This window comes from Chitinophaga sp. RAB17 (genome assembly GCF_052114225.1).
In the GTDB taxonomy this organism is placed as follows: Bacteria; Bacteroidota; Bacteroidia; order Chitinophagales; family Chitinophagaceae; genus Chitinophaga.
The window spans coordinates 283241-308570 of sequence record NZ_JBFREI010000008.1; the positions used below are offsets into that span (position 1 = coordinate 283241).

23 protein-coding genes and 1 tRNA gene are annotated in these 25330 nt (G+C 43.4%); 12 read left to right on the top strand and 12 right to left on the bottom strand.

Annotated elements, in window-relative coordinates; genetic code table 11:
- Positions 1-19 precede the first annotated feature (19 nt).
- On the top strand, positions 20-1408 hold the full coding sequence (locus AB4Z08_RS25100) for a S41 family peptidase (RefSeq protein ID WP_441576533.1): 1389 nt from the start codon (positions 20-22) through the stop codon (positions 1406-1408).
- A 151-nt stretch (positions 1409-1559) separates the two neighbouring features.
- On the opposite strand, the gene AB4Z08_RS25105 is transcribed toward AB4Z08_RS25100, so the two are convergent.
- Entirely contained in the window at positions 1560-1982 is a 423-nt protein-coding gene (locus tag AB4Z08_RS25105; RefSeq protein WP_441576534.1) for a response regulator, read from the bottom strand.
- 136 nt (positions 1983-2118) lie between these two features.
- On the opposite strand from AB4Z08_RS25105, the gene AB4Z08_RS25110 reads away from it, so the two are divergent.
- The 5 genes from AB4Z08_RS25110 to AB4Z08_RS25130 all read left to right on the top strand — a co-directional run bounded on the left by AB4Z08_RS25110 (position 2119) and on the right by AB4Z08_RS25130 (position 9272).
- Entirely contained in the window at positions 2119-6132 is a 4014-nt protein-coding gene (locus tag AB4Z08_RS25110; RefSeq protein ID WP_441576535.1) for a response regulator, read from the top strand.
- A 4-nt stretch (positions 6133-6136) separates the two neighbouring features.
- Positions 6137-6511: a response regulator gene (locus AB4Z08_RS25115; RefSeq protein ID WP_441576536.1), complete on the top strand. Its 375-nt coding sequence runs from the start codon at positions 6137-6139 to the stop codon at positions 6509-6511.
- 2 nt (positions 6512-6513) lie between these two features.
- Positions 6514-7341, top strand: coding sequence for a CheR family methyltransferase (locus AB4Z08_RS25120; RefSeq protein WP_441576537.1), 828 nt, complete (start codon positions 6514-6516; stop codon positions 7339-7341).
- 19 nt (positions 7342-7360) lie between these two features.
- Complete coding sequence (locus AB4Z08_RS25125) at positions 7361-7933, top strand: chemotaxis protein CheB (RefSeq protein WP_441576538.1); 573 nt, start codon at positions 7361-7363, stop codon at positions 7931-7933.
- A gap of 82 nt (positions 7934-8015) precedes the next feature.
- The gene (locus AB4Z08_RS25130) at positions 8016-9272 is read left to right on the top strand and encodes a hybrid sensor histidine kinase/response regulator (RefSeq protein WP_441576539.1); all 1257 of its coding nucleotides are present in this window, start codon (positions 8016-8018) and stop codon (positions 9270-9272) included.
- Positions 9273-9317: 45 nt separating this feature from the next.
- Here AB4Z08_RS25130 and AB4Z08_RS25135 read toward each other — a convergent pair.
- The 7 genes from AB4Z08_RS25135 to AB4Z08_RS25165 form a co-directional block, all read right to left on the bottom strand.
- Positions 9318-9390 (bottom strand) — tRNA-Ala (locus AB4Z08_RS25135).
- A 62-nt stretch (positions 9391-9452) separates the two neighbouring features.
- The gene (locus tag AB4Z08_RS25140; RefSeq protein ID WP_441576540.1) at positions 9453-9872 is read right to left on the bottom strand and encodes a response regulator; all 420 of its coding nucleotides are present in this window, start codon (positions 9870-9872) and stop codon (positions 9453-9455) included.
- Positions 9856-10953 (bottom strand): sensor histidine kinase, encoded by a 1098-nt coding sequence (locus AB4Z08_RS25145; RefSeq protein ID WP_441576541.1) that lies wholly within the window; start codon positions 10951-10953, stop codon positions 9856-9858. The genes AB4Z08_RS25140 and AB4Z08_RS25145 overlap by 17 nt, the downstream gene beginning before the upstream one ends.
- A gap of 19 nt (positions 10954-10972) precedes the next feature.
- Positions 10973-13123, bottom strand: a complete 2151-nt coding sequence (locus AB4Z08_RS25150; RefSeq protein WP_441576542.1) for a sensor histidine kinase — start codon at positions 13121-13123, stop codon at positions 10973-10975.
- A gap of 59 nt (positions 13124-13182) precedes the next feature.
- Positions 13183-13833, bottom strand: a complete 651-nt coding sequence (locus AB4Z08_RS25155; RefSeq protein WP_441576543.1) for a hypothetical protein — start codon at positions 13831-13833, stop codon at positions 13183-13185.
- Between the two features lie 86 nt (positions 13834-13919).
- On the bottom strand, positions 13920-15017 hold the full coding sequence (locus tag AB4Z08_RS25160; protein WP_441576544.1) for a ThiF family adenylyltransferase: 1098 nt from the start codon (positions 15015-15017) through the stop codon (positions 13920-13922).
- Positions 15018-15101: 84 nt separating this feature from the next.
- Positions 15102-15221 (bottom strand): IS3 family transposase, encoded by a 120-nt coding sequence (locus AB4Z08_RS25165; RefSeq protein WP_441576545.1) that lies wholly within the window; start codon positions 15219-15221, stop codon positions 15102-15104.
- Between the two features lie 246 nt (positions 15222-15467).
- Here AB4Z08_RS25165 and AB4Z08_RS25170 point away from each other — a divergent pair, with 246 nt between their 5' ends.
- A complete protein-coding gene (locus tag AB4Z08_RS25170) occupies positions 15468-16193 on the top strand; it encodes a superoxide dismutase (protein WP_441576546.1) in 726 nt (241 codons plus the stop codon).
- A gap of 89 nt (positions 16194-16282) precedes the next feature.
- On the opposite strand, the gene AB4Z08_RS25175 is transcribed toward AB4Z08_RS25170, so the two are convergent.
- The 3 genes from AB4Z08_RS25175 to AB4Z08_RS25185 form a co-directional block, all read right to left on the bottom strand.
- Positions 16283-17905, bottom strand: coding sequence for an ArnT family glycosyltransferase (locus tag AB4Z08_RS25175; protein WP_441576547.1), 1623 nt, complete (start codon positions 17903-17905; stop codon positions 16283-16285).
- Between the two features lie 134 nt (positions 17906-18039).
- The gene (locus tag AB4Z08_RS25180) at positions 18040-18714 is read right to left on the bottom strand and encodes a phosphatase PAP2 family protein (RefSeq protein WP_441576548.1); all 675 of its coding nucleotides are present in this window, start codon (positions 18712-18714) and stop codon (positions 18040-18042) included.
- A gap of 11 nt (positions 18715-18725) precedes the next feature.
- Positions 18726-20156, bottom strand: a complete 1431-nt coding sequence (locus tag AB4Z08_RS25185; protein ID WP_441576549.1) for an LptF/LptG family permease — start codon at positions 20154-20156, stop codon at positions 18726-18728.
- A gap of 132 nt (positions 20157-20288) precedes the next feature.
- Here AB4Z08_RS25185 and AB4Z08_RS25190 point away from each other — a divergent pair, with 132 nt between their 5' ends.
- Entirely contained in the window at positions 20289-20906 is a 618-nt protein-coding gene (locus AB4Z08_RS25190) for a hypothetical protein (protein WP_441576550.1), read from the top strand.
- On the opposite strand, the gene AB4Z08_RS25195 is transcribed toward AB4Z08_RS25190, so the two are convergent.
- Positions 20903-21283: an START-like domain-containing protein gene (locus AB4Z08_RS25195; protein ID WP_089888975.1), complete on the bottom strand. Its 381-nt coding sequence runs from the start codon at positions 21281-21283 to the stop codon at positions 20903-20905. The genes AB4Z08_RS25190 and AB4Z08_RS25195 overlap by 4 nt on opposite strands.
- Positions 21284-21646: 363 nt before the next feature.
- Between AB4Z08_RS25195 and AB4Z08_RS25200 the strand changes: the two genes are divergently transcribed.
- The 4 genes from AB4Z08_RS25200 to rimM all read left to right on the top strand — a co-directional run bounded on the left by AB4Z08_RS25200 (position 21647) and on the right by rimM (position 25325).
- Complete coding sequence (locus AB4Z08_RS25200; RefSeq protein ID WP_079473598.1) at positions 21647-22513, top strand: sigma-70 family RNA polymerase sigma factor; 867 nt, start codon at positions 21647-21649, stop codon at positions 22511-22513.
- 228 nt (positions 22514-22741) lie between these two features.
- Positions 22742-24067 carry a signal recognition particle protein gene (ffh, locus tag AB4Z08_RS25205; RefSeq protein ID WP_441576551.1) on the top strand — a complete coding sequence of 442 codons (1326 nt, stop codon included), beginning with the start codon at positions 22742-22744 and terminating at the stop codon, positions 24065-24067.
- A 109-nt stretch (positions 24068-24176) separates the two neighbouring features.
- On the top strand, positions 24177-24644 hold the full coding sequence (rpsP, locus tag AB4Z08_RS25210) for a 30S ribosomal protein S16 (RefSeq protein WP_331970810.1): 468 nt from the start codon (positions 24177-24179) through the stop codon (positions 24642-24644).
- A gap of 159 nt (positions 24645-24803) precedes the next feature.
- The gene (rimM, locus tag AB4Z08_RS25215; RefSeq protein ID WP_441576552.1) at positions 24804-25325 is read left to right on the top strand and encodes a ribosome maturation factor RimM; all 522 of its coding nucleotides are present in this window, start codon (positions 24804-24806) and stop codon (positions 25323-25325) included.
- The last annotated feature ends 5 nt before the right edge of the window (positions 25326-25330 follow it).

The window sequence follows — 25330 nt, forward strand, 5'->3', positions numbered from 1 at the left end:
AACATCCAAATCCTTTGCCATGAAAGCAATAGCAGTATTGTTATTACTCCTGTGTAATACAGTCGTATATGCACAGGAATGTGATTGCAGGAAGAAATTTGACAGCGTACAGGTCTATCTCAGGAAAAATTATGTAGGATTTATTGACAAGGTAACCCCTGTTACCCAGCAAACTTATGCCGCAATGGTGGCAAAACTGCAGTTACAGGCAGCTACGATCAGGGGCGCCACACATTGCCTGCTGCTGGTCAACAGGTACCTGCGTTTTTTTAAAGATCAGCATCTTGCACTGCATATCGGTTATACGCCGATAGTAGAAAAAATCACACTCAGTCAGCCGCAGCTGGATCAGCTGCAAAAGCAGCCCATTACAGCAGTTGCCGGCATTTACGAGGCCGACCATCTTTATAAGATTGCCCTGGTAAAAAATCCCCGTGGATTACGCAGTTATGCAGCAGTGATCCTCGAATCCTCTGTACCTGACTGGAAGCCCGGAGAGGTGATCTTCGAATTGGCTGCCAGTGGAACTGATAAGTTTGATGTTATCAGCTACCAGCAACATCGGGTGGACTTTGATACGGTGACTATCAATAAGCAGCGCGATGGACTATCTGCCCTTGGCTGGCAGCGAGCCGGTAGCACCCGCCCGCCGGTTGCCCGGGAAATACCAGCATTTGGTGATATGCCCACTGCCGCTTTCTTTTTCAGGCAGATGAATGACAGTACAGGCTATCTGCGTATCGGTAGTTTTGACGCGGCTAATTATTACCAGGTGGATTCCGTACTCAACGCCAATGATGAGTATCTGCGGAAAAATACCAACCTGGTAATCGATGTCCGCGATAACGGGGCAGGTACAGATAAACTGACAGAACGCCTCCGCCCTTTACTGTACACACAGCCGGTAAGAATTATCGGGTCAGATTTTTATGCCACCCCGGATAATATTAAATCCTGGAGCCACCTGCTGGATGAACAGGCTGGAAAGATGCCCGATGAATACCTGGAACAGTTGCGGAATATGATCCACCAGGGCGATGGTTTGCAGGGCCGCCTGGTAAGTATGGGACCGGATGAAAACATGATCCTGCCTTCTCCATTGCCCGTTCCTGCTAAAGTAGCGGTGATAATTAATGGCAAGTGCAGTAATACCGCAGAGCAATTTTTACTGGAAGCAGTGCAAAGTAAAAAAGTGAAGATATTTGGTGCCTCTTCTGCCGGCGCATTGGATTATGCGAACGTAAATGTGGTGAAATATACTATGCCGGACTTCTCGATTGACTACCCTGTAACCCGTTCCCGCAGGGTGGCTATGGGACAAGGTATTGATAACAAAGGTGTTCAGCCGGAAGTGAAACTGGATTTTCGCAGTCCCGGCTGGCTGGAAGAAATTGTGAAAAAATTATAATGCAATAGTCATTAAGAACGGGTTAACACTTGAGAGTACATTATTGGTCATCTTTACCTCAACAAAGCATATGCTCACGCATATATGAGGGTTTAAAAATAGTAACAATGGTAGAAAAGCTGCCTCACAATTCTTTGTGAGGCTTTTTCTTTTAAAACATCTTCTGTTGCAGTATATCTGTCAGTATATGAGTAAGTTCGTGTAAACTGTTTGGCTTGGTCAGAAAATAAGATGCACCCAATTCACGGGTCTCTTTTTTATCCGACTCGTGAGAAGAAGTGGTATAGATGATTACGGGAATATGCTTTAAGTGACCCAGCTGTTGTATTTCAGCCAAAAACTGTTTCCCGTCTACCCTTGGCATATTGAGGTCCAGGAATATTAAATCAGGTATCAGGTGATTGTTTAACTTGATTAATGCATCTTCCCCGTTTATAGCTTCATGGTAAATAATATCTGGCGCCAATTCTTTTAATACTTCACCAAATATCATTCTATCGTCTATATCATCATCAATTAAAAGTACTGAGGTATATTTACAGCTATCAGGCATATCATTTTTGAATAGGGACAAATCTATGATTTTGTTGTTATTTTATTATCATTATAATTCAGTTTAGCCAGCCGTTTTGGAATGAAATGTGCATGAACCCGGCAAGGATGCTGTTGATGAATGATATTGGCTTTTAAAATTAAACAAGCTCAGGCAGATGATGAAATTCTTTATGCGGCTTCCCTTGCCCCGGAAGTTGATGTTAATAGCGGTAATACCACTCGTCTGTCTTATTTATTTTGGGATAGAAGTATTCAATAAACAGAGTGCGGATATTGATACCATCGACAACCTGGTTCAGAAAGTAACCACTGCTACCACTATCATGAAAGTGGCAGACGAAATACATATGGAGCGCAGAAACAGCGTAAACTATGTATTACAAACAGGAACACTCAATGATCTGCTTACCCAGCGGGCCAAAACAGATCTTGCAATAGATGCCGTCAAAGGCCGGCTGCTGGCCAGTGATAGTCGTTTCTTTCAATATTCCCTGTTAAATACACTCCCCAAAAAACGAAAAGATATAGACAATAAAAGTATGCCCCAGCGGGAAGTTCTTGATTATTACTCTAATCTGATTTTCCGCCTGAATGACCTGGCCAATACCAATACGCCGGATATTCCAGTATTGAAAGGGTTGCAGCAGGATATGAATGCGCAATATCTGCTGGCACAGATGTCGGCCTACCAGGGCATGATTCGTATGGATATTTATTATTTCATGCTGAAAAAGGAAGTATGGCCGGAAGACTTTGCCCGTATTGAGAACAATACGGATATGTATAATTCCCTGCGTGCAGAGCTGCTGGATAAGGCTACCCCCACTGTCGTAAAAGATTTTCAGAAGCTGGAAACATCCAGTGAATACACCATCACGAAAGACTTTACTAACAGCACCATCGCAGCCCGTAAAATAGATACGTTGTTTAATGCAGATTCATGGTGGGATAATTCTTCGCTCGCAGTAGACCAGATCAAACAATTACAACGCACTATTATTGATAAAGTGGGAAGAGATGCCAAAGCCATCTCCAAAAAAGAAAATGACCTCAAAACCCGCTACCTTATTGCCATGGTACTGATCGTGGTATTGGTCATTGTTTTCGTAACCGTCACCATTAAAAGTATTACGGATAGCCTGGAGTTATTACGGATTGCTGCCGTAAACATTGCCAAAGGTGTTCCCGGCTCAGCACCTGAAATGCATAGCAGGGATTCCATTGGCAGCCTGGCACGTTCATTTGTATCCATCGATCAAACCAGCCAGGAATTGGCCGTTGCGGCAGACAGTATTGGTAAAGGGAATTTTAATATAGATGTAAAACCCCGCAGCAGCGGCGATTTGCTGGGACATGCCATTGTCCGGATGGCGGCTGATCTGAAAACATTGCGATATCAAAACGATCAGAAAATATGGATTCAAACGGGGCTTAATAACATCAGTGAAACCTTACTGGGTGAAAAGGATCTGACCACGCTCAGCAGGGATGCATTGACTGATATCGTACAATATACCGGCGCCCAAACAGGCGTGCTGTATATCAAATATGCAGCTGAACTGCATTTGTCAGCGGAATATGCGCTGTCGCCGGCTTATCCGGCACCGGCTGTGATTGAGGTAGGTAAAACATTGCTTGGACAAAGCGTGCTGCAAAGAACACCATTATACCTGCAGGAAGCGCCTAATGATTTTCTGCACATAGCTGGTGCTGCAGGGGCAGCACAACCCGGGTATGTACTCATCATTCCATTGATTCATGCCGGTATTACAGAAGGGGTGATAGAAATAGCCTCTCTTTTTCCATTTAAAGAAAATGTAATCGACTTTGCCAAACAGGCCGCAGTAAACATTGCCATTGCCCTGCAAAGTACCAGGAGTCGTACAAAACTGCAGGAATTGCTGGAAGAAACGCAGGCGCAGGCGGAAGAGCTGCAAACGCAACACAGCGAACTGGAAAGTATGAACGTAGAACTGGAAGCACAAACACAGAAGTTGCAGGTATCGGAAGAAGAACTGAAAGTGCAACAGGAAGAACTGATGCAATCCAACTCGGAGCTGGAAGAACGAAGCCGTCTGCTGGAAGAAAAGAACCAGATCATTGTAGAACGTAACCTGGATATACATAAGAAGGCAGAAGAGCTGGCACTCAGTACCCGGTATAAATCGGAGTTCCTGGCTAATATGTCGCATGAACTGCGTACCCCGCTGAACTCTATCCTGTTGTTATCAAGACTGCTCTCAGAAAATCATGACCTGAACCTGAACGGCGACCAGATAGAATATGCACAGGTAATTAATAGCTCCGGTAAAGGCTTACTGACGCTGATAGATGAAATACTGGATTTGTCGAAGATAGAATCCGGGAAAATGGAGCTGGAATTTGGAAACGTATCACTTGCTGATATCTGCTCCAATATGCAGGCACTATTTGAGCCTATTGCGAAAGAAAAAGGTTTACAACTGATATTGCATACCGCCGATGGCGTGCCTGATACAATTGAAACAGATCAGGTGAGACTGGAACAGATCCTGAAAAATCTGTTGTCCAACGCGCTGAAATTTACTGCCCGTGGCAGCGTAAGGCTGGAGGTGCAAACAGCGGAAACACCGCAAACGATTCGCTTTGCTGTAAAAGATACCGGTATTGGTATACCGGAAGATAAGCAGCAGGTGATCTTTGAAGCTTTCCAGCAGGCAGACGGATCTACCCGTAGAAAATATGGTGGTACCGGCCTGGGGCTGTCTATCAGCCGGGAGTTAGCGAAATTGCTGGGTGGACAACTAAGTGTGAACAGTATTGTCAATCAAGGGAGTGAATTTTTCATTACGGTTCCAGTTACGCGCAACGTAACCACAGCTGCCAAAGATTCTTTCGTTATGCCGTTGCCGTTAGTAGAAGAGCCGGCGGCTATTTCAGATAAGCGCCGCTTCCTGTCGGCCACCATTCCGGAAGGTATAAACGATGATCGTGGGTTCATTAGCAAAGGGGATCCCGTAATATTGATAGTGGAAGATGATACGCATTTTGCCAAAGCGTTGCTGGATTTCACGCACGCCAGGGGCTACAAGGGGATTGTTACCGTGCGTGGAGATGAAGCGGCGGAAATGGCCCGGATCTATAAGCCTATCGGTATTTTGCTGGATATTCAGTTGCCCATAAAAGATGGTTGGCAGGTGATGGAAGAATTGAAAAATGATCCGCAAACAAGACCTATACCGGTGCATATCATGTCTTCCATGGAAGTTAAAAAAGAAAGCCTCCTGAAAGGTGCGGTAGATTTTATCAGCAAGCCAGTAGACATGGAAAGTATGCAGCTCATTTTCGAGAAGATGGAATTTGTATTGCAACGTTCCACCAAAAAAGTATTGATACTGGAAGAAAATGCGAAACATGCCAAAGCCCTGGCCTACTTCCTCAGCAACTACCAGGTGAGTTCTGAAATCAGTAACAGCGTGGCAGATGGCGTTTCCTTACTACAGCAAAAGGATGTCGATTGTGTGATCCTTGATATGGGTATCCCGGATGAAAAGGCCTATGAAGCGCTGGAGATGGTGAAAGAAATAAAAGGGTTGGAAAATCTGCCTATTATCATCTTCACAGGCAAAAGTTTGTCGAAGGCAGAAGAACAGCGCATCCGGCAATATGCAGATTCTATTGTGGTGAAAACGGCCCATTCTTATCAGCGTATGCTGGATGAGGTGTCTCTGTTCCTGCACCTGGTATCTGAAAATGCACCGGCAGTAGCCGGAGGCAATGGCAAAATGGGCATGCTGAATGAAGTGCTGAAAGATAAGACGGTGCTGATCGCTGATGATGATGTGCGTAATATCTTTTCCTTAACCAAAGCACTGGAAAAGCATCAGATGAAGGTATTGTCTGCCATTGATGGAAAGGAGGCATTGCAGCAGCTGAGAGAACATCAGGCAGATGTAGTGCTCATGGATATGATGATGCCGGAAATGGATGGTTATGATGCCATTGCGGCTATACGGAAACAGCCGGAACTGAGAAACCTGCCGATCATTGCTGTTACAGCGAAAGCTATGATGGGGGACCGGGAGAAGTGTTTGCAGGCAGGTGCTTCTGATTATATTTCCAAACCAGTAGATGTCGACCAGTTATTATCCCTCTTACGGGTATGGTTATATGATAAAGCCATGAAATAATTTTATGGAGCAGAAACAGGTATTAATAGTTGATGATGATATGCGCAACATTTTTGCGCTGAAAGCAGTATTGAAATCCAGGTCTATTCCCTGTTTATCAGCTGCCACGAGTGCAGAAGCGTTACAGTTGTTATCCGCAGATCATCACATTGGGGTGGTGCTGATGGATATTATGATGCCGGACATGGATGGTTACGAGGCCATTTCCGCATTACGGGCCATGCCCTGGAACAGTCAGCTGCCAGTGATTGCAGTTACTGCAAAGGCGATGGTTGGTGATCGTGAAAAGTGTCTGGAAGCAGGCGCCGATAATTATATTTCCAAACCAATTGATGTAGATGAATTACTTGTACAGCTACAACAATATTTATCCATGTAAAAGTGAGCAGGAACCCGATAAGTGAGCCCGAAGTAAATTTGTTGCTGAATGATGTACTGGAAAGGTACGGCTACGATTTTACGGAATATGCACCCGCTTCTATTCACCGGCGGGTGAATCATCTGTATCACGCCGACCGCTTTCCGAGTTTTGCCGAATATCGTTACCGTATCATTTCTGATCCGGCTTATGCGTTGCGTTTTGTAGAAGAGATCACCGTTAATGTAACCGAAATGTTCCGTGATCCCTCTTTCTACCAGGCTTTACGTACACAGGTATTGCCCATACTGGCTACCTATCCGTTTATCCGTATCTGGCATGCAGGATGTTCCACCGGAGAAGAAGTATATTCGTTTGCCATCCTCCTGAAAGAGGCGAGGCTGTTGCATAAAGCCGTGATATACGCCACAGATATTAATGCGAGTGTATTGGAGAAGGGAAGGAAAGGAATGTTCCGCTTATCGCAGATGCAGCAGTATTCCCGTAATTACATGGAATCTGGCGGAAGGGAAGATTTTTCATCTTATTATACTGCCAATTATGAATATGCCAAATTCCGTGAAGACCTGGGGGAGAAGATCATTTTTTCACCGCATAACCTGGTAACAGACGGTTCATTCAATGAATTTCAACTGATCATTTGCCGAAATGTATTGATCTATTTTAATAAAAAATTACAGGACAGAGTACTGACCCTATTTAGTGATAGCCTTGAGCAGCTTGGTTTTTTGGCATTGGGAAGCAAGGAAACGCTTAACTTTACCAGTGTAACCGGGAAGTTCAGACAACTGGAAAGCAAAGAGAAAATCTGGCGGAAGGTGCAACTGTAATGATGAAACAACAGCCCTTATGACAACTGCGCCGTATTTAATTGTAATAGGTGGTTCAGCCGGAGGGCTACAACCCATTTTAACGCTATTGCCCGGATTGGCCGCTTCTCTCCATGCAGCTATTATTATCGTTTTACACCGGCAAAGCCATTACGAATCTGTGCTAACAGAATTATTATCTGCCAAATCACCGCTGCCGGTGAAAGAAGCGGCAGAAAAAGAACCACTGCAGCAAGGTGTCATCTACATAGTACCGGCAGACTATCACCTGCTGATTGAAACAGATCATACCTTATCGCTCGATGATTCGGAGAAAGTGAATTTCAGCCGGCCAAGTATAGATGTTACTTTCAGTTCCGCTGCACTGGCTTATGGGAGCAATATGACCGCTTTATTGCTTTCCGGCGCCAACACAGACGGTACGGAAGGATTAATAGATGTACATGAAGCGGGTGGTACTACCGCCGTGCAGGACCCAGCTACGGCAGATGTAGATTATATGCCCCGACAAGCCATTGAACTGGCACCGGTAGATGTTATCCTGCCGCCTTCGGAGATGGCTGCATTTATTAACGGAATAGCCGGGGTATGATTATTGTTCCATTAGGATTTTTTAAGGAAAAGCACCAGGCAGCATTTTCCCCTATACCTGCCGCCATAAACAAGCTTGACGTATGATTTTAATTGTAGATGATAAGCCCGAGAACATACTGTCTATCAGGAAGACGTTAGAACTGTATCAGTTTGAAGTAGATGCTGCTTTATCCGGAGAGGAAGCGCTCAGGAAAATATTGAAACATAGTTATACACTTATCATCCTGGACGTACAAATGCCCAGCATGGATGGCTTTGAAGTAGCAGAAGCGTTGTCTGGCCACAGTAAAGCGAAAGATATTCCCATTATATTCTTATCAGCAGTTAATAAAGACAAAAGGTTTATTGTAAAAGGATATGATTCCGGTGGTATTGACTATATCACCAAACCAGTAGATCCGGATATCCTGCTGATGAAAGTAAAAACCTTTTCCCGCCTTTATCAGCAATCCCTGGAGCTAAAACAGATGCATCAGTCACTCAAAGAAGAAGTAGAAGTGCGGAAACTGGCGCAGGAAGCACTGATTGCACATCAGCAACAGGTAAATGAAATGCTGGAACAGAAGGTAAGGGAAAGAACAGAAGAGTTGAGAGAAATCAATAAGTCACTGGAAGCCAGCAATCATGACCTGCAGCAGTTTGCCTCTGTGGCCTCTCATGATCTGAAAGAACCCTTACGGAAAATACAGTTGTTTGGAGCCATTTTAAGAGATAAGTTTTTGCATGCGGACCCTAACGCCCTGTCGTATATGGAACGTATTGTAGGGTCTTCAGAACGCATGGCAAAGCTGATTAATGACTTATTGAACTATTCCCGTTTATCAGTAACAAGCATATACGAAATAACCGACTTTAATGAAATGGTCAAAGAGATTCTCAGCGACCTCGAATTGATGATTTCAGAAAGGGATGCGGTGATATCTGTGGAAAAAATGCCCCAGATTGAAGCGGTCCCGGGGCAGGTAAGGCAGGTATTTCAGAATATTATCAGCAACGCACTGAAATTTTCCCGCAAAGACATCTCCCCCGTTATCCATATTACCGCCGATGTGGTCACTGATTTAAACCCGGAAAGTGCCGCTTTTACAGGAGGTCAGTATTGTCGTATTGTGATCCGTGACAATGGAATAGGATTTAATGAGAAATATCTCTCCAAAATATTTACCATTTTCCAGCGCCTGCATACCTCGGAACTTTATGAAGGTACGGGTATAGGCTTAGCCATTGCTAAAAAAGTAATTGATAAACATGGCGGCATTATTACTGCCAGCAGTAAAGAAGGGGAGGGGTCGGCATTTGTGATTGTATTGCCGCTTAGGCAAGGGAAGAATAACTGAAAACAAAAAAGCCTGTAAATCTTACGATCTACAGGCTTTATGCCGTGGAGGATATCGGACTCGAACCGATCACCTCAAACATGCCATGCTTGCGCTCTACCAGATGAGCTAATCCCCCGTATTTCAAATTTCCCCTTTCGGGAGTGCAAAAATATATTTTTTCCTGATAACACCAACATTTTATAGGAAATCTTTGAAAATTCCTTCTACTGTATCCTTTAGATCTTTCAGCAGCAAGGGTTTTCGGAGCAATTTAATTACCATTGGATTGGCATTGGTGCGGGTAATATCGCTATAATCCAGGGAAGATGACACCATTACGATGTGGCATTGGGACTTAATTTTATGCGGATAGGCGTCAAACGCCTGCAGGAATTCAAATCCATCCATCTCCGGCATTTGTATATCCAGCAGGATGACAGTAGGCGGAATTTTAGGTAAGGTGATATTGGAAGATAAGAATTCAAGCGCCTTGCTGGCATTTACAAATGAAAGCACCGTTCTGCTGATTTGTTGAAATCCGATCAACTTCTCATGCAGCAATAAATCAATCTCGTTGTCATCTATCAATATGACACGCAGGTCAGGTATCGAATTCATTTCTGTTGGGGATGGTAATTTCAAATTGGGTGCCTTCGCCATATTTAGACTCTACATTAATTGTTCCGCCTATTTTGCTTAGCGCTTCCTTAACAATATATAAGCCAATACCACTGCCTGGTTTATTATTGTTTTTGGATCGGAAAAACATCTTGAAGATATTGTTCAGATGCTCACTCAAAATTCCAATCCCATTATCACGAATGCAAATGGTGGCTCTGTGAGGCTCCACTTTCACCGCGAGGTTCACCATTGGATTCGTTTCTTCCGGTTTTTGGTACTTAACAGCATTAGAAATCAGATTGTTTAAAATAACGCTGATCCTGAAAGTATCTCCCCGGAACTCTATCGCCTGTTCCACCTGGGTTTGAAAGCGGATATCGGTATTCTGTGGCTTAAATGCGGTGATACAGTCATTCAGCAGGTTGCGGAAATCAATTTTTTCATACTCCACTTCCAGGCGGGAATTGCGGTAATATTCGATGATCTTTTGTATAAAATCATCCAGCTTTAACACGCAGGTTTCCACCATGTTAACATACCCGTTGGGATCTACCACCGAATTATCCAGCCTGGAGAGGTTAATGATACCCAGCACAGACATCAATGGGGAACGCAGATCATGAGAGGTGGAGTAGATGAACCGGTTTAACTCGTCATTCGTTTTTTCCAGCTCCTCTATCTTTTCCCGCAGTTGTTTCCGCGTGCGGTATATTTCATACGCGTTGTTAATGGTTTTGTGCAGCTCATGTTCATCCCATGGCTTTTTGATGTAGGAATAGATATGGCCTTTGTTAATGGCATCTATAATATCCTCCACATCAGTATAACCGGTCATCAAAATACGCATCGGCTCAGGAAGCGTATCTTTTATTTCATTGAAAAATTCCACACCGGTAGATACAGGCATCTTCTGATCGGCGATAATAATATGCACCATGATCTCCTTCAGGAGGACTTTCCCTTCCTGCGCTGAAGTAGCCGTATAAATTTCATAACTCCTGCGAAAAGCCGCTTTGAATGCGTTTAAGTTATGAATTTCATCATCTATGTATAATATTCTTATGCGGTTTTCTCTCATTAAAGGACCTTATGGTTAATTACGATAAATGATTTGTTATGTCGAGCGGTAAATATATAATAAATTCTGCTCCTTTGTCCGGTGCAGAGTTTACTATAATTTTACCCTTATGCTTTTCAATGATACTGAATACAATAGATAATCCAAGCCCGGTACCTTCCCCTACATCCTTGGTAGTAAAGAACGGATCAAAGATTTTCTCCCGTACTGATTCTGACATACCAATACCGGTGTCCTTGATAGTAATAACAATAAAAGTACCTTCCAGTTCTGTTTTTATAGAGATGAATTCATTGTGATGTTCTTTCTTGGTTTTGATCGCATTCAGGGCGTTGGAGAAGATGTTCATGAACACCTGGTTTATTTTCCCTGCATAACACTCTATTTTCGGTAAACTGCCATATTCTTTTACAATATTTACGTAAGGTGGGATACCGTTACGTAACAATACCAGGGTAGAATCCAGCCCTTCATGGATATCGATGGATTTGACTTCGCTTTCATCCAGGCGGCTAAACGTGCGTAATCCTTTCACAATTTCCGCAGTACGGGCAGCGCCATCTTCAATACCCTTGATGAGGGAAGAAATTTCTTCGTGTATATAATCGATATCAATTTCTTTTTTGAACAGCTCAATATCCGCCAGCGATTTAGGGACGTCCGTGCTGGTAGGTAGCTGGTCATAGCGGTTCAGCAATTCTTTCAGGTCTGCAATATCCAGCTTCAGAGGTTTGATATTCGATGTGACGAAGTTGATCGGATTGTTGATTTCATGGGCTATACCGGCCGTTAGCTGACCCAGGGATGCCATCTTCTCTTTTTCTACCAGTCTGGTCTGGGTATCTTTCAGGTTAGTCAGTGCATTATTCAGTTCGAGGTTGGTCGTCTGCAGATCTTCCGTTCTGTCTTTTACTTTGCTTTCCAGTATGATATTCTGTTCTCTTACCAGTCTTTCATTTTCCTGTGAAATAGCCAGTGCCATTTGTTGAGAAGCCTCTTTTTCTGCTTTGAAAACGTTGATCTTATGTGCCAGTGCAAACGACAGCAACAGTACTTCTACTGCGGATCCTATCTGCAGTGCATAGTAGGTGAAGTTGTTGTAAGGCAGCATATTGAAATTGCGCAACACAAATACGAAGATGCTGATCAGGAATATGGACCAGGCCAGCAGGAAGAACCGCGCGGCATTCACTCCTTTCAGGCTGATACGGTAAGCTACAATGAAAGCCATGATGGCTGCCAGGAAAGCACTCATCTGCACCAGTATCTGCGCGTAGTTGTATTTATCCAGGAAAGTAGGAATAAAGCAAATCAGGTACAGCACAATAACAACATTCAACAACTTATGTCCCAGCGGGTAATTTATTTTGGTAGACAAAAACTTTTGAATGAATATGACGGCAGTGAGTCCGTTGAAAACCGGCACCAGCACCGTGGCATGCATCGCCAGCCAGGGGCTGTTAGGATACAGGAAACGGAACGAATAACCTTGTAGCGTTACCTGCGTAAGGCCTACGCAGATAATGTAACTCACATAAATCAGGTAGCTGTTATCCCGGGTAGATATATAAATGAAAAGGTTATAAAATGCCATGGCGAGAATAACGCCAACGTATATACCAAAAATCAGTTCCCGCTTATTGTTTTTCTCATATACTGTTTCATATGTACCCAGGTAAACGGGGAGCTGCAACTGTTCACCCGCCTTTACTTTCAGGTAATACTCTCTTGTTTGATTTGTAGGAACCCGGATTTCAAACTGGTAATTCTGATGATCATAACCGCGGCTTTTATACGAGGTGAATTCTCCGAGCCTGGTACTTTTTGTAGTACCATCCGGTAATAATTCATAGAGGGTAATATCATCGATGATCGGGTATTCTACTTCCAGTAAAAGGTGTTCCGCATTGGTTTGATTAAGAATGGAAAACTTTGCCCATTGCGTATATGGTGTGATCTGCAGATTCGGTACATCCTGTCCGGAAGGCTTAAAGGCTATTTGCTTTGCACCGTCTATGGTAAGCATGTTGTCTTTATCGGTATACAACGCAAGATGGCTGCCTATCTGTAATAGTGCCTTGCTGTTTTTATATACAACGGGTTGCGCTGTTGTGGGAAACAGGAATAATAGGGTAAAGATTGACCACAATACTACAATCTTAGACAGCATCAATTAAAGAGATTAATTATGAGGCTTGAATTTAAATTTATTTTTTTGTAATTATCTATTTACATGATAGAGTGTGCATGCGTAGGGATCTTTAGGCTGTAATTTACATCATAGGATCCTTTTGGCCCCACTTCTATTTTCGACTGAATCGGATTTTCCCGCAGATCGGCAATCAGTAATTTCTCTTTAGGGTCTGCATAAGGCAGCTCATAAGGGTCGTTGATTATCATTGCGGTAGCCAGGAAGTCATCTTTCGGGTAAAAGAAAGTGCCATTGTTTCCCAGCGACTCGTCAATAACAAAGCCAACACGTTTGCCAACACGGGTTGTGATAGGGGCACACAGTACATGATAGGTGTCTATCGGTAACTGGGCGCCCAGTACTACGCCTACTCTGGCCAGTACCTGGCTGCCAATCCCCATTCCCGCTACTTCTTTTGAATTCCACATTCCACATATCTCCGCACTTCCTTTCTTTACGTAAGAGTATATCTTTTCATCGTATTTACCAATTGCCGTTTCAATGGGCAGTGGTAATACGCCGTCTGCAATCTGAACACGCGCTCCCCCATATGTTTTGGTACGGCTGTCGTCCTCAACAATGATCACTATTGTGTTTTCGTGTTGCATCCAGTCGGCGCTGCCGGATGTTACCTGGGCAATACCAAAATAAATTTCCAGCAACTTGAGGTGACCGGTGTAAAATCTCATACAAGCCTCAGGATCATCCGGAGCCCTAAATACCCTTACATTAATCATGACATTGCGGAATAGCGCTTATACAAGGCATAAGTATGTTAAACAATCAACTGCTCAAAATCTATGTAATACCTGCCTGAACTCTTTAGCTGATCCAAGGCTATGCGTCGACATGTATCCGCCACCAGTGCGCCTCCTAAAACAACGGAAGAAGCAAGCTGGGGCCAGGTAGTAATGGTTTTACCAATCTCACCCAAAGAGAATTTCATTCTGGCGGAAGCATTTTCCAGGGCCAGCATAGGACTGAAGATGGGAAGCTTTTCCGCATCTGTCAACCCTTTTAGTGTAGTAATATCGACTTCCGGAATAAGCCCGTGCATAAGTGGCCTGTCCGGTTCCAGATCAAAACGTTCAATATCTATCATCCCCCTATCGTTCATTTCCATTACGACAGGGATCTTCAGCTCTTTTGCTTTTATTCTGCTTAATATTTTAATATCTACGCCATCGCATTCCTCCACAAAAATATCCAGTACACCTCCACTTGTGAAGAAGTCGTCCATATTGGCTTCCGTCATGCCATCGCCGTAAATCTTTACTTTGATAAACGGGTCGAGCTCTGCAATTTCACGGGCTGCTATCACTACTTTAGATGTTTGTAAATTATGAACCCCACAGCGAATCCTGTTCATATTGGTGAGTTCCAGTGTGTCGAAGTCTGCCAGTCTCAGTTCGCCACAAACTCTTTCCATCACCAGCGTTAATGCGATCGATTGCCCAACTGATAAGCCGACAATGCCTATCTTCTTTTTTGATAATATAGCAATTTCTGCTGCTGTGATCTTGTGTTGATTCCGGCTGGTACGTAATTCAATAAAATCTGCTTCATCTACCAGATGTACCAAACGGTCGATCCAGGAATAATATACCCAGATACCGAATTTCTCCATTGGAACATCTCCCAGGTAGGCTTGTATCTGCTCTTCTGATTCTTCTGTGGTAAGGCGCTTAGTAGGATTCCTGATTTTCATCAGCTCCCGTAACTGGGAGTAAATATTATCATTGATGCGTATCTGCGGACGGGATTTCAGAAGGGCTTCAAAAGCCTGAAGATCTTGTGCATGCTTCAAATCATAAAAAACAGGCTTATAGTCATTGCTTTCATCCTGTTGTTGCCTGAGGTACTCTTGTATCATGTTTCCTGCTTTATCGAGGTAGTGCTCTGTTTGCTCGCACTAGATTACTTTGTAATATCGTTGTGTACAGCAATTCCCATTGCTCTATAGTATTTGCTTCTTATTATATATATTTATGTAGTCGGTTATATGTTGGCTTAATTGGCGGGTTAGTGAACAGGTTTGCTTGTTACCTGCCAGGCCCGGGATAAATATGTCTGGCAATCATAAAGTTAATTACAACTAATAATTGTAACCATGATATGAATGTATGGTAAAATAGTAATTTAATATGAAAACAACCTAAAAGTTTTCCTTTATTTTGATATTAAATTCCTGTTTTTATACTTTTACCTTAGTTTTAATATTACTTTTCATCTCTTCCCACCAATGAGATTTGGTTTAATATTTGTGGCCTTTCGCGGCTGACTTCGATCTTTATTACACTATAATATATTTAAAAAAATAAATATGGATAAGAGAGAATTTCTCAAGCTTACCAGTCTTGCCGGCGCCGCTATTCTAAGCGGGCCATTGAGCAGTCTGGCCACTTCTTCTGTATCCGGCCAGCCGGCTTTTGCCGATCCTAAAGCACCCTTTGTACTTCCTGCTTTACCATATGGATACGATGCACTGGAACCCAATATCGACAAGCTCACAATGGAAATCCACCATGATAAACATCATGCTGCCTATGTGAAAAACCTGAATGATGCCATTGCCGGCAGTGCTTTTGCCAGCCTTACACTGGAAGAAATACTCAGGAAGGTGACAGATAAAGACAAAGCGGTCCGCAACAACGGCGGAGGACACTATAACCACTCCCTCTTCTGGACGTTGCTATCGCCCACTAAACAAACGCCTTCCGCAAAACTGAAAACAGCCATCACCAATGCCTTCGGTAGTTGGGAAACATTTCAGACAAAATTCAATGACGCCGCAAAAACCGTTTTTGGTTCGGGTTGGGCATGGCTGATTGTTACGCCGGATAAAAAACTGGCCATCATCAATACCCCTAATCAGGATAATCCTTTGATGCATAATATAGTGAAAGACAAAGGCACTCCTATTCTGGCGCTTGATGTATGGGAACATGCATATTACCTGAAACATCAGAATAAACGCCCTGAATATATTGACGCATTCTGGAATGCCGTTAACTGGGAAGAGGTAGAAAAACGCTATAACGCTGCATAAACACAGTATGCTATTTAAATAATGAAGCCCTTCCGGTATACCGGAAGGGCTTTCTCTTTCGCTTCGTACCGCGCTCAAACTGCGGATCGTTATTTCCGTTTCAGGAACACAAATCCATTTTTCTCTCCAATCACTTCCAGGTTAGGATGATGGCGGTAAGGCTCACTATCCGTAATACGGCAAATGAAGTAGGCGGGCTTATCTATCTGACCGTTCAGCAACCATTCCAGGTCATAATAATTTTTATTGGCGTGCGGTTGTTCCCTTGAATAATAATGTTGTGCATAGCTGTGATAGCCCAGTGCTTTTACATATACATCTTTGCCCTGTAAGGAAATGAAGTAGTCGATGGCTGCCCGCTGTGAGTAAGCCTCTATCTTAGGTGCAAAGTGTAGTACTGTAACCTGTATTACCAGGATGGAACTGATAAACAGGCAAAGCAATCCTTTGGTAATTTGCTTCCGCATCAGTAACACACCACTTACAATCACTAAAATCATATAGCCGGCACCGTAAGCCGCTTCTGCAGCAGACCAGGGTACTACTGCCTGCAGGTTTCCTTCGGCAAACTTATCGCCGATGTAAGGAATCAGCATATCCTTGTAAACACCCACCAGCGGTAATACGGCAATTGCCAGGCCCAGCAAAAGCCCGACAAACAGGATCAGTGCAATATTCCAGCTCCGTAATTGCTGTTTGCCTTCAGATAATTTATATACCTGCCATGCAGCCAGGAAAGAAAGCGGGAAATAACAGAGAGAAGAATAATGAACAATCTTCGTTTTTACAATGGAAAACAGGATCAGCACTACCCAGAATAACACCCACATCCATATTTTGAAATCTTTCATTTCGATAGCAGCAGGAGTGGAGTAGATGGTTTTCTTTCTGCCTTGTAAATAGGTGAACAGGAAGGTACTGGCGGGGAAACATCCTATCAGCAGTACAATCCAGTGGTAGAAGAAAGGACCACCATGACCGGCGTCTTCTGTTGTCAGCAGGCGGATCTGGTAAGCCACAAATTCATTTACAAACCACCAGCCATGCGCGATAATTTCGTAGCCAAACCATAACAGGGTGGTTAAGCAGGCAAATAAGGCAATGAGCCCAATATGAGAAAAGCGGATACTTATTTTTCCCTTGTTCCAGATCCAGTATACCAGCAGGGTGAGTAACGCCACGAGTATGGCCACAGGCCCCTTGGTTAATACAGCCAGTCCCAGGAATAAGCCACTGAGAATGGCCATGCGGAAGGTTTTACTGTCGTAGCCTATACGATAGGCAAAGTAGATGGAAAGGAAAATAAAGAAATTAAAAGTAGGGTCTATGATGCCTGACTTAAAATAGAAATGTGGTAACCAGGAACCGGCATACACCAGGGCCCACCAGAAACCAAAATTTTCATCTTTCAGTTTTTTACCAATGGCAAATAAACTGACAATAGTGGCAATGCCGATAATGGCATTGGGAAAACGGGCGGCAAAGTCGTTTACACCGAATATCATCATACTTCCCACCTGCATCCAGATAAACAGCGGCGGTTTTTCCCAGAAGGGCCGGAAGTCTATCTGCACCTGGCTATAGTTGTGACTCACTATCATTTCCCGTGCTGCTTCAGCAAAGTTTATCTCGTCCCAGTCAAATAAATGTACAGCACCTAAAAAAGGTATGAATAGTAAAGCAGCCACCAGGGCAATCAACAGGTATTTCATTGACAGTTTTTAAATATTTAGTATACAAATGCCCAATTACAAAAGACGGATTTGCAGATAGATATCGGCGAATGATTTATTCGCATGATGATCTACCCGCAAATCCGTCATCTATAATTCGTAATCTGTATTTTTTACGTAGTGGTATTTGCCTGTAGCATTGCTTCCGCACATACTTCCGGCGATGACGTGGTATCCCTGAATTTAAAAAATCCGTATACCGTAATAGTACTAAGGGTGCCCACTATACTACCCACATAAACATCGGCAAAGAAATGCTGTGCCAGATAGATACGGGAGTAAGCAGCACAAAGCGCCATCACTATTAACACTAAACCCAGCTTTTTATTGCGCGAAATCAGCGCCAGAAAGCTGAACATGCCAAATGCAGCAGCAGAGTGTCCGGACGGGAAACTACAGCTACTATGTACATTCACCCATTTTACCGTGTGTACCAGGGTGGCCGTTTCAGCGCCAAAATAGCTGATGGGCCTGGGAGCATCAAAATAATGTTTGGCTACCTGTACTATAATGGTGACCAGCAGTAATACTGCCAGTCCTATAAAAAATAATCTGAATCTTTGCGTAATCAGCATCAGAAACAAAACTATTCCAAACATAATACCATCACCGAGGTAAGTCAGCCCGGTGACAATCACATCGCCCCATTCGGAATGTTTCCCGTTAATACTGAGAAATAATTCCCTTTGGCTGTAGGTTGCCAGCATCACTCCTCCTACTATCAACCATAGTAAGAAGGGCAGAAAGAAGTAGGTATTCTTCCTGAACAGTGTAAACAGCGTTTTCAAGTCTGTAGGTTTTAAATTGTAGGTTGCTTTTTAAATCTCTGTAAGAACTTTTTTACTTGTTGAATAATGCGAAAATAATATTCTTTATTAAATAGCTGTGAATCATTCATAGCCTTAACAATAAGGAAACCTGCAATAGGCAGTAAAACTATATTGGATAACCACATTCCCGACCAGGTAAACATCACGCCACTTCTGGCCATTTTTTCCCCGATCATGAAAAACACGTTAAAGATAACAAAGAATATCACTGCAAAAACCAATGGTGTACCGAGGCCTCCTTTTCGAATGATAGAGCCCAGCGGGGCTCCAATCAGGAACATCACAATGCAGGCTGCTGCCAATGTGAATTTACGCTGCCATTCTACTTTATGCATCAGGATGAGACCGTGTTTGTCTTCATACTCCTGAGTAGGCTGCTCCAGGGCGCTCTGCGTTTCACGTACATTCTGTTCTGCTCTATCCAGCACCGAGCGCATGTTTTTTTCCGGTATAATCCCTTCAAAACTTTTTGCTTTCAGTGGTGGCGCAGTGGCGGCCCACGCGGTATCCTTCCATTTAAAAAACGGATAACGTACTGTTACATACGAATTTATTGTTTTACTGAACTGAACTTCTGCTTTTTGCATAGAATCTATTGCCACATCCAGCTGTCGTACATTCAGCATTTGCTGGTTAGAGGCGAACAGATCCATGTTTAACCGGTTAAAGGCAAAAGAACTAAGGTCAAACGCTTTACTATATTTCTTAAAGCCTTGTCTTATCATGTCTCCCGGAACGGTGTATCCCCGGTTACCTCTTTCTTCATAACGCCAGCCATTTTCCAGTACAAAATACAGAAAACGTTTGTTGGCTGTCAGTACCATCTGCCCTTTCTCTGCCAGGATCATGGCATTTCCGTTTTTATGATCAATGATCATTACCTGGTGGATGGTCTGATTGTCTTTGTCCTTCTGCGCTACTTTGATGGTATAATCAGGAATATCTTTATAAAAAACCCCTGCTTTGATATTAAACGCAGGTTTTGAGTTTGTAATATCGTAGAGCAAAGATTTTGCCTGCAGGTTAGCTACGGGGATCACATAATTGGCAAATAAGAAGGCCAGAATACCGATGATGGTACAAACAAACAGTAAGGGGCGTATGAACCGGAGGAGGGAAATACCGGAAGATTTCAGGGCTACCAGCTCAAAACTTTCCCCAAGGTTACCAAAGGTCATGATGGAAGACAGTAATACCGCCAGCGGCAGGGCCAGGGTAACCAGTGTGGCGCTGGTATAGGATATCAGCTGGATGATCACACCTGTATCCAAACCTTTACCCACCAGGTCATCCACATACTTCCAGAGGAACTGCATTACCAGCACGAATAAGGTGACAAAAAAGGTGGCAACAAAAGGACCCAGAAATGTTTTGATGATTAGTTTGTCGAGTTTTTTCACTGATAATGCGGTATTAAAAAAAATGGAATCCCGATATTCGTATTTTACTATTCAGGATGCTACTAAACGGTAAAGTTAGCACGATTTCACAAAGGAGTGCCAAGCCTCACCTGAAAATACCGTTAAAATTATATGGAAAATTTTGATTTAACGCCTGAAGAGGCTTCAATTATAGGCAGCGCTCACTTTATTCGCTTGAAAAACAGCGCAATAGACAAAGTAATGGGGCTGATGGGAAATTTGCAGACAGCGCTGGCGGCTTATGACCGGGACACAGATTTTCCCTTTGAGCCGGAATGGCTGTTGCAGGGTGGTAAAATTTCGAGGGGAGAGCAGTATAAAGGGTTGCCATGGGTAATGCTGGACTATCCGCGGTATTTCAGTAAAACAGGCGTCTTTGCCTTCCGTACCATGTTCTGGTGGGGGCATTACTTCATCGCTACCCTGCACCTGGCGGGTAAAGTAAAAGCGCATTTCAGCACTACCTTGGAAAAAGAGTATACGAAGCTGGCGGAAGCCGGATTTCAGGTCTACGTGCAGGAAAATCCCTGGGAGCATGATTTCGAAAATGGAAATTATTGTTTCATAGACACGCTAAGTTTAGATGAGTGGAAGACGCTGGTTAGCCGTAATGATTTTATTAAGTTGGCTAAACCCTTCGTGATCGGTCATTGGGGCGAAATAATTACTGACGTAGTAGCAGCATATGCCACGCTACTCAGTATACTTGACAATAAGCGGGGCATTTAGCTGCCGATGCGGTGGAAGAGATCTTTCACCTGGTATTCCCACAGTTGACTTTGGTCCTTCACTTCTTTCTTCTCTGCGAAATCTTTTACTATCAGGATAGTTTCATTCGTTACTTCAGAAATTTGTATGCGGAACTCAAAATATTCCTCTTTGGGAGCATGCGTCCAGTGCAGCCGGATGTACTCATCTTCCTCTTGTTCCAGGACTTCTGCTTCTTCAGCAGTACCGTTCCAGGAAAAGGAAAAAACATTATCTCTGAAATCAACTCTATCTGCAAACCACTCCTGTAAACCAGCGGGCGTAGATAAGAATTCATACAGGATACCGGGTGAGCACCGTACCGGAAATTCTAACTCGTAAAGCACTTTCTTAGACATCTCTCAAATAATTAGTAAATCAATATCATCCAGTTGCAATTATAGAAAATATTTTACTCTGTCAAAATAATTTACGGTTTTTTTTTATAGAATACCTAAAAACTTTATTCGCCTTAGTAAAACTATATATATTATGTTTTTAATAAATATTAAAATTAAACATATGGAGGGGCCGCGTGTTTTGCCTCCATAGTGGCGAATTTCCACGAGAATTGCAAGCCCTTAATGATCAATCGATTTTATTTGGAAATGATTTAAAAACAATAGATTTTTTTTGGTGGCTATCTAAAAAAAGTTATTTTTGTCAGGCATTCATCAAATCTTAACTTTTTATTAACCTGTAACTGTTCCGACTCTATGTCAATGCGCCAACTTAAAATCACTAAATCCATTACCAACAGGGAGTCTCAATCCCTGGAAAAGTATTTACAGGAGATTGGGAAAGTGGATTTAATTACGCCGGAAGAAGAGGTAAACCTGGCTATCCGGATCAAGCAGGGCGATCAGAGAGCGTTGGAGAAGCTTACTAAAGCAAATCTTCGCTTTGTGGTATCCGTTGCGAAACAGTATCAGAACCAGGGGCTGTCGCTCAGTGACCTGATCAACGAGGGGAACCTCGGGTTAATTAAAGCTGCTCAACGTTTTGATGAAACGCGCGGTTTTAAATTCATTTCCTACGCCGTATGGTGGATCCGTCAGTCTATCCTGCAGGCTCTGGCAGAACAATCCAGAATTGTTCGTTTACCTCTTAACAAAGTGGGCCTGAGCAACAAGATCAGCAAAGCGTACTCCCAGCTGGAACAGGAATATGAAAGAGAACCATCTCCCGACGAACTCGCTACCATCCTGGAAATTAATACGGAAGAAGTGGAAGCTACCCTCGGTGTAGCTGCCCGCCACGTGTCTATGGATGCGCCGTTTATTGATGGGGAAGACAATTCCCTGCTGGATGTACTCGAAAACCCGAACGCCGTTAGCGCAGACGAAGAACTAGATCATCACGATTCACTCCGCCGCGAAATAGAACGTTCCCTCTCTACTTTAACAGACCGTCAGAAAGACGTGATCATGCTGTACTTTGGCATCGCCGTTGAACATCCCATGTCGCTCGAAGATATCGGCGAAAAATTTGGCCTGACCCGTGAACGCGTTCGTCAGATCAAAGACAAAGCCATCACTAAACTCAGAACCACCTCCAGAAGTAAATTGCTCCGCAATTACCTGGGATAACGAATGTTGTCTAGCTCAGGATGATACTGATTACACCGATTGTCCTGATTTTTTTAGTTGATTTTGTAAAGATTTTATAAAGATTAGCGAAGACAGATGCGACATCCGCAACGGTCTTCGCTAATCTTTTTTAATCCCTAGAAAGAAATCTGTGCAGGCAGTATCATCTGGAGTAAGACAAATTCCGCTAAAAAAATATACTTTTGCAGTCCGTTTAAAATACCAACAATGTTTGAATCATTATCAGAGAGACTCGATTCCGCGTTTAAACAGCTTAAAGGGGAAGGCCGGATTTCCGAAATAAATATAGCCACTACTGTTAAAGAGATCCGTCGTGCATTGGTAGATGCGGATGTGAACTATAAGATTGCCAAGGAATTTACTGATAAGGTAAAGGATAAAGCGCTGGGAGAGAAGGTATTAACCTCTATCTCGCCCGGACAGCTGATGGTGAAGATCGTGAAGGATGAACTGGCGGAACTGATGGGTGGTACCGAGGCCGAATTTGACCTCAAATCCAATCCTACTGTAGTCCTGATAGCAGGTTTACAGGGTTCCGGTAAAACCACCTTCTCTGGTAAACTGGCCAGTTTCCTTAAAACCAAGAAAAATAAAAAGCCTTTACTGGTAGCAGCAGATATTTACCGCCCTGCGGCGATTGATCAGCTGAAAGTACTGGGAGAGCAGATAGGCGTAGAAGTATATAGCGAACCGGAGAATAAAAATGCGGTTCAGATTGCTGAAAATGCCATCAAACATGCAAAAGCAAACAGCTTCAACGTTATCATCATCGATACTGCCGGCCGTTTAGCGGTGGATGAAGCGATGATGACCGAGGTAGCAGCCGTGAAAGCAGCTGTTAAACCACAGGAAATTTTGTTTGTGGTGGATTCCATGACTGGCCAGGATGCGGTAAACACCGCCAAAGCGTTTAACGAACGCCTGGACTTTACCGGAGTAGTACTGACCAAACTGGATGGTGATACCCGCGGTGGTGCGGCGCTGACTATCAAATACACGGTAGAAAAGCCCATCAAATTCGTGAGCATGGGTGAAAAACTCGATACCCTCGATGTTTTCTATCCTGAACGTATGGCGCAGCGTATCCTGGGGATGGGTGATATCACCACCCTGGTAGAACGTGCACAGGAGCAGTTTAACGAAGAACAGGCCAAGAAGCTGGAAAAGAAAATCCGTCAGAACCAGTTCGATTTTGACGATTTCAAGGAGCAGCTGCAGCAGATCAAGAAAATGGGTAACCTGAAAGATCTGATGGGTATGATCCCTGGAGTTGGGAAGGCAGTGAAGGACTTAGACATCAGCGATGATGCTTTTAAGGGCATTGAGGCCATGATCAACTCGATGACGAAGGCAGAGCGTGCCGATCCCGATATGATCGACGGAAGCCGCCGTAAACGCATTGCAAAAGGAGCTGGAAAAGACATCCAGGATGTCAATCAGTTCATGAAGCAGTTCGAGCAAATGCGGCAGATGATGAAGATGATGAATAAATTTGGTGGTGGTGGTAAGGGTTTGAAGGGAATGGTGAGATAATAAGATCAGATTGACATAAATATTTTTTGCAAATATCAACTTACTGATTACATTTGCATCCCTAATTAAACAATATTTCCTAACTCGCAAAAAATAACTCGACTTATTTATGCCAGTAAAAATCAGACTGCAGAGACATGGCGCGAAGAAAAGGCCTTTCTATTTTATCGTAGTAGCCGATGCACGCGCACCAAGAGATGGTAAATTCATCCAGAAAATTGGTACTTACAATCCTTTAACAGTTCCAGCTTCCATCAACATCGATACCGAAAAGGCATTGCGTTGGTTGCAGAAAGGTGCACAACCTACTGATACTGTTAGAAGAATCTTGTCATTCAAAGGTGTATTGTATTTGAAACACCTGTTAAGAGGTGTTACTTTGAACCTGTTCGACGAGCCTACTGCTTACCAAAAGTTCGCACAATGGCAAGCTGAACACGAACAAAAAGTTTCTGCCCGCCGCGACGGTCACAAGAAAGCAAGGATTGCTGCTCCAATCGTAAGAAAGGTAGAAGACGTTCCAGCTGCTCCAGCGACTGAAGCACCAGCAGCAGAAGGAGAAGGTACAGAAGCATAAAACGGGAACGTTTTAACAATACCTGAAAAAGGAAATATTTGCAACCGCAAATATTTCCTTTTTTAATTTTTATTGAACCAGCTCTTGGCCATTGGCTTTTAGCTGTTAATAACTCGCTAAAGGCTAACTGCTAAAAGCTAATGGCTAAAAGCCGGGATTATGAGTAATTATTTTAGTATAGGTAAGCTCGCATCAGCGCATGGTTTGCAGGGAGATCTGATTTTAAGACACAGCCTCGGCAAAAAATCATCCCTGAAGGGAGTAACCGTTATTTTCCTGGAAGAACGGAAGAACAGCTTTATTCCTTACTTTATTCAGCAGGTGACCGTGAAAGACAGCGAAAGTGTGTATATCAAGCTGGAAGGTATTGATACCAAAGAAGCTGCCCATAAACTGATGCCAGCACAGGTATTCCTGCAGGAAGATGACTTTAAACAACAAACCGCTTCTTCAGCTCCCCTGGCTTTACTGGGGTATGCCGTGGAAGATCAGCAATATGGCCCTCTGGGCACCATTGAAGAGGTGATCGAGATGCCGATGCAGGTACTTGTGAAAGTATTCATTAAGGGCAAGGAAGCCCTGTTGCCGGTGAATGAACAGTCATTGGTGAAAGTAGACAAGAAGAATCAGATGGTACACCTGAATCTGCCGGAAGGTTTGATTGAATTGTACACCGGATAGCTTTT

Excerpts from the sequence above, each read along its gene's own strand:
- AB4Z08_RS25100 (WP_441576533.1), top strand. The coding sequence starts at position 20 with ATGAAAGCAATAGCAGTATTGTTATTACTCCTGTGTAATACAGTCGTA.
- AB4Z08_RS25110 (WP_441576535.1), top strand. The coding sequence starts at position 2,119 with ATGATGAAATTCTTTATGCGGCTTCCCTTGCCCCGGAAGTTGATGTTA.
- AB4Z08_RS25115 (WP_441576536.1), top strand. The coding sequence starts at position 6,137 with ATGGAGCAGAAACAGGTATTAATAGTTGATGATGATATGCGCAACATT.
- AB4Z08_RS25125 (WP_441576538.1), top strand. The coding sequence starts at position 7,361 with ATGACAACTGCGCCGTATTTAATTGTAATAGGTGGTTCAGCCGGAGGG.
- AB4Z08_RS25130 (WP_441576539.1), top strand. The coding sequence starts at position 8,016 with ATGATTTTAATTGTAGATGATAAGCCCGAGAACATACTGTCTATCAGG.
- AB4Z08_RS25140 (WP_441576540.1), bottom strand. The coding sequence starts at position 9,872 with ATGAATTCGATACCTGACCTGCGTGTCATATTGATAGATGACAACGAG.
- AB4Z08_RS25145 (WP_441576541.1), bottom strand. The coding sequence starts at position 10,953 with ATGAGAGAAAACCGCATAAGAATATTATACATAGATGATGAAATTCAT.
- AB4Z08_RS25150 (WP_441576542.1), bottom strand. The coding sequence starts at position 13,123 with ATGCTGTCTAAGATTGTAGTATTGTGGTCAATCTTTACCCTATTATTC.
- AB4Z08_RS25155 (WP_441576543.1), bottom strand. The coding sequence starts at position 13,833 with ATGAGATTTTACACCGGTCACCTCAAGTTGCTGGAAATTTATTTTGGT.
- AB4Z08_RS25160 (WP_441576544.1), bottom strand. The coding sequence starts at position 15,017 with ATGATACAAGAGTACCTCAGGCAACAACAGGATGAAAGCAATGACTAT.
- AB4Z08_RS25170 (WP_441576546.1), top strand. The coding sequence starts at position 15,468 with ATGGATAAGAGAGAATTTCTCAAGCTTACCAGTCTTGCCGGCGCCGCT.
- AB4Z08_RS25175 (WP_441576547.1), bottom strand. The coding sequence starts at position 17,905 with ATGAAATACCTGTTGATTGCCCTGGTGGCTGCTTTACTATTCATACCT.
- AB4Z08_RS25190 (WP_441576550.1), top strand. The coding sequence starts at position 20,289 with ATGGAAAATTTTGATTTAACGCCTGAAGAGGCTTCAATTATAGGCAGC.
- AB4Z08_RS25195 (WP_089888975.1), bottom strand. The coding sequence starts at position 21,283 with ATGTCTAAGAAAGTGCTTTACGAGTTAGAATTTCCGGTACGGTGCTCA.
- AB4Z08_RS25200 (WP_079473598.1), top strand. The coding sequence starts at position 21,647 with ATGCGCCAACTTAAAATCACTAAATCCATTACCAACAGGGAGTCTCAA.
- ffh (WP_441576551.1), top strand. The coding sequence starts at position 22,742 with ATGTTTGAATCATTATCAGAGAGACTCGATTCCGCGTTTAAACAGCTT.
- rpsP (WP_331970810.1), top strand. The coding sequence starts at position 24,177 with ATGCCAGTAAAAATCAGACTGCAGAGACATGGCGCGAAGAAAAGGCCT.
- rimM (WP_441576552.1), top strand. The coding sequence starts at position 24,804 with ATGAGTAATTATTTTAGTATAGGTAAGCTCGCATCAGCGCATGGTTTG.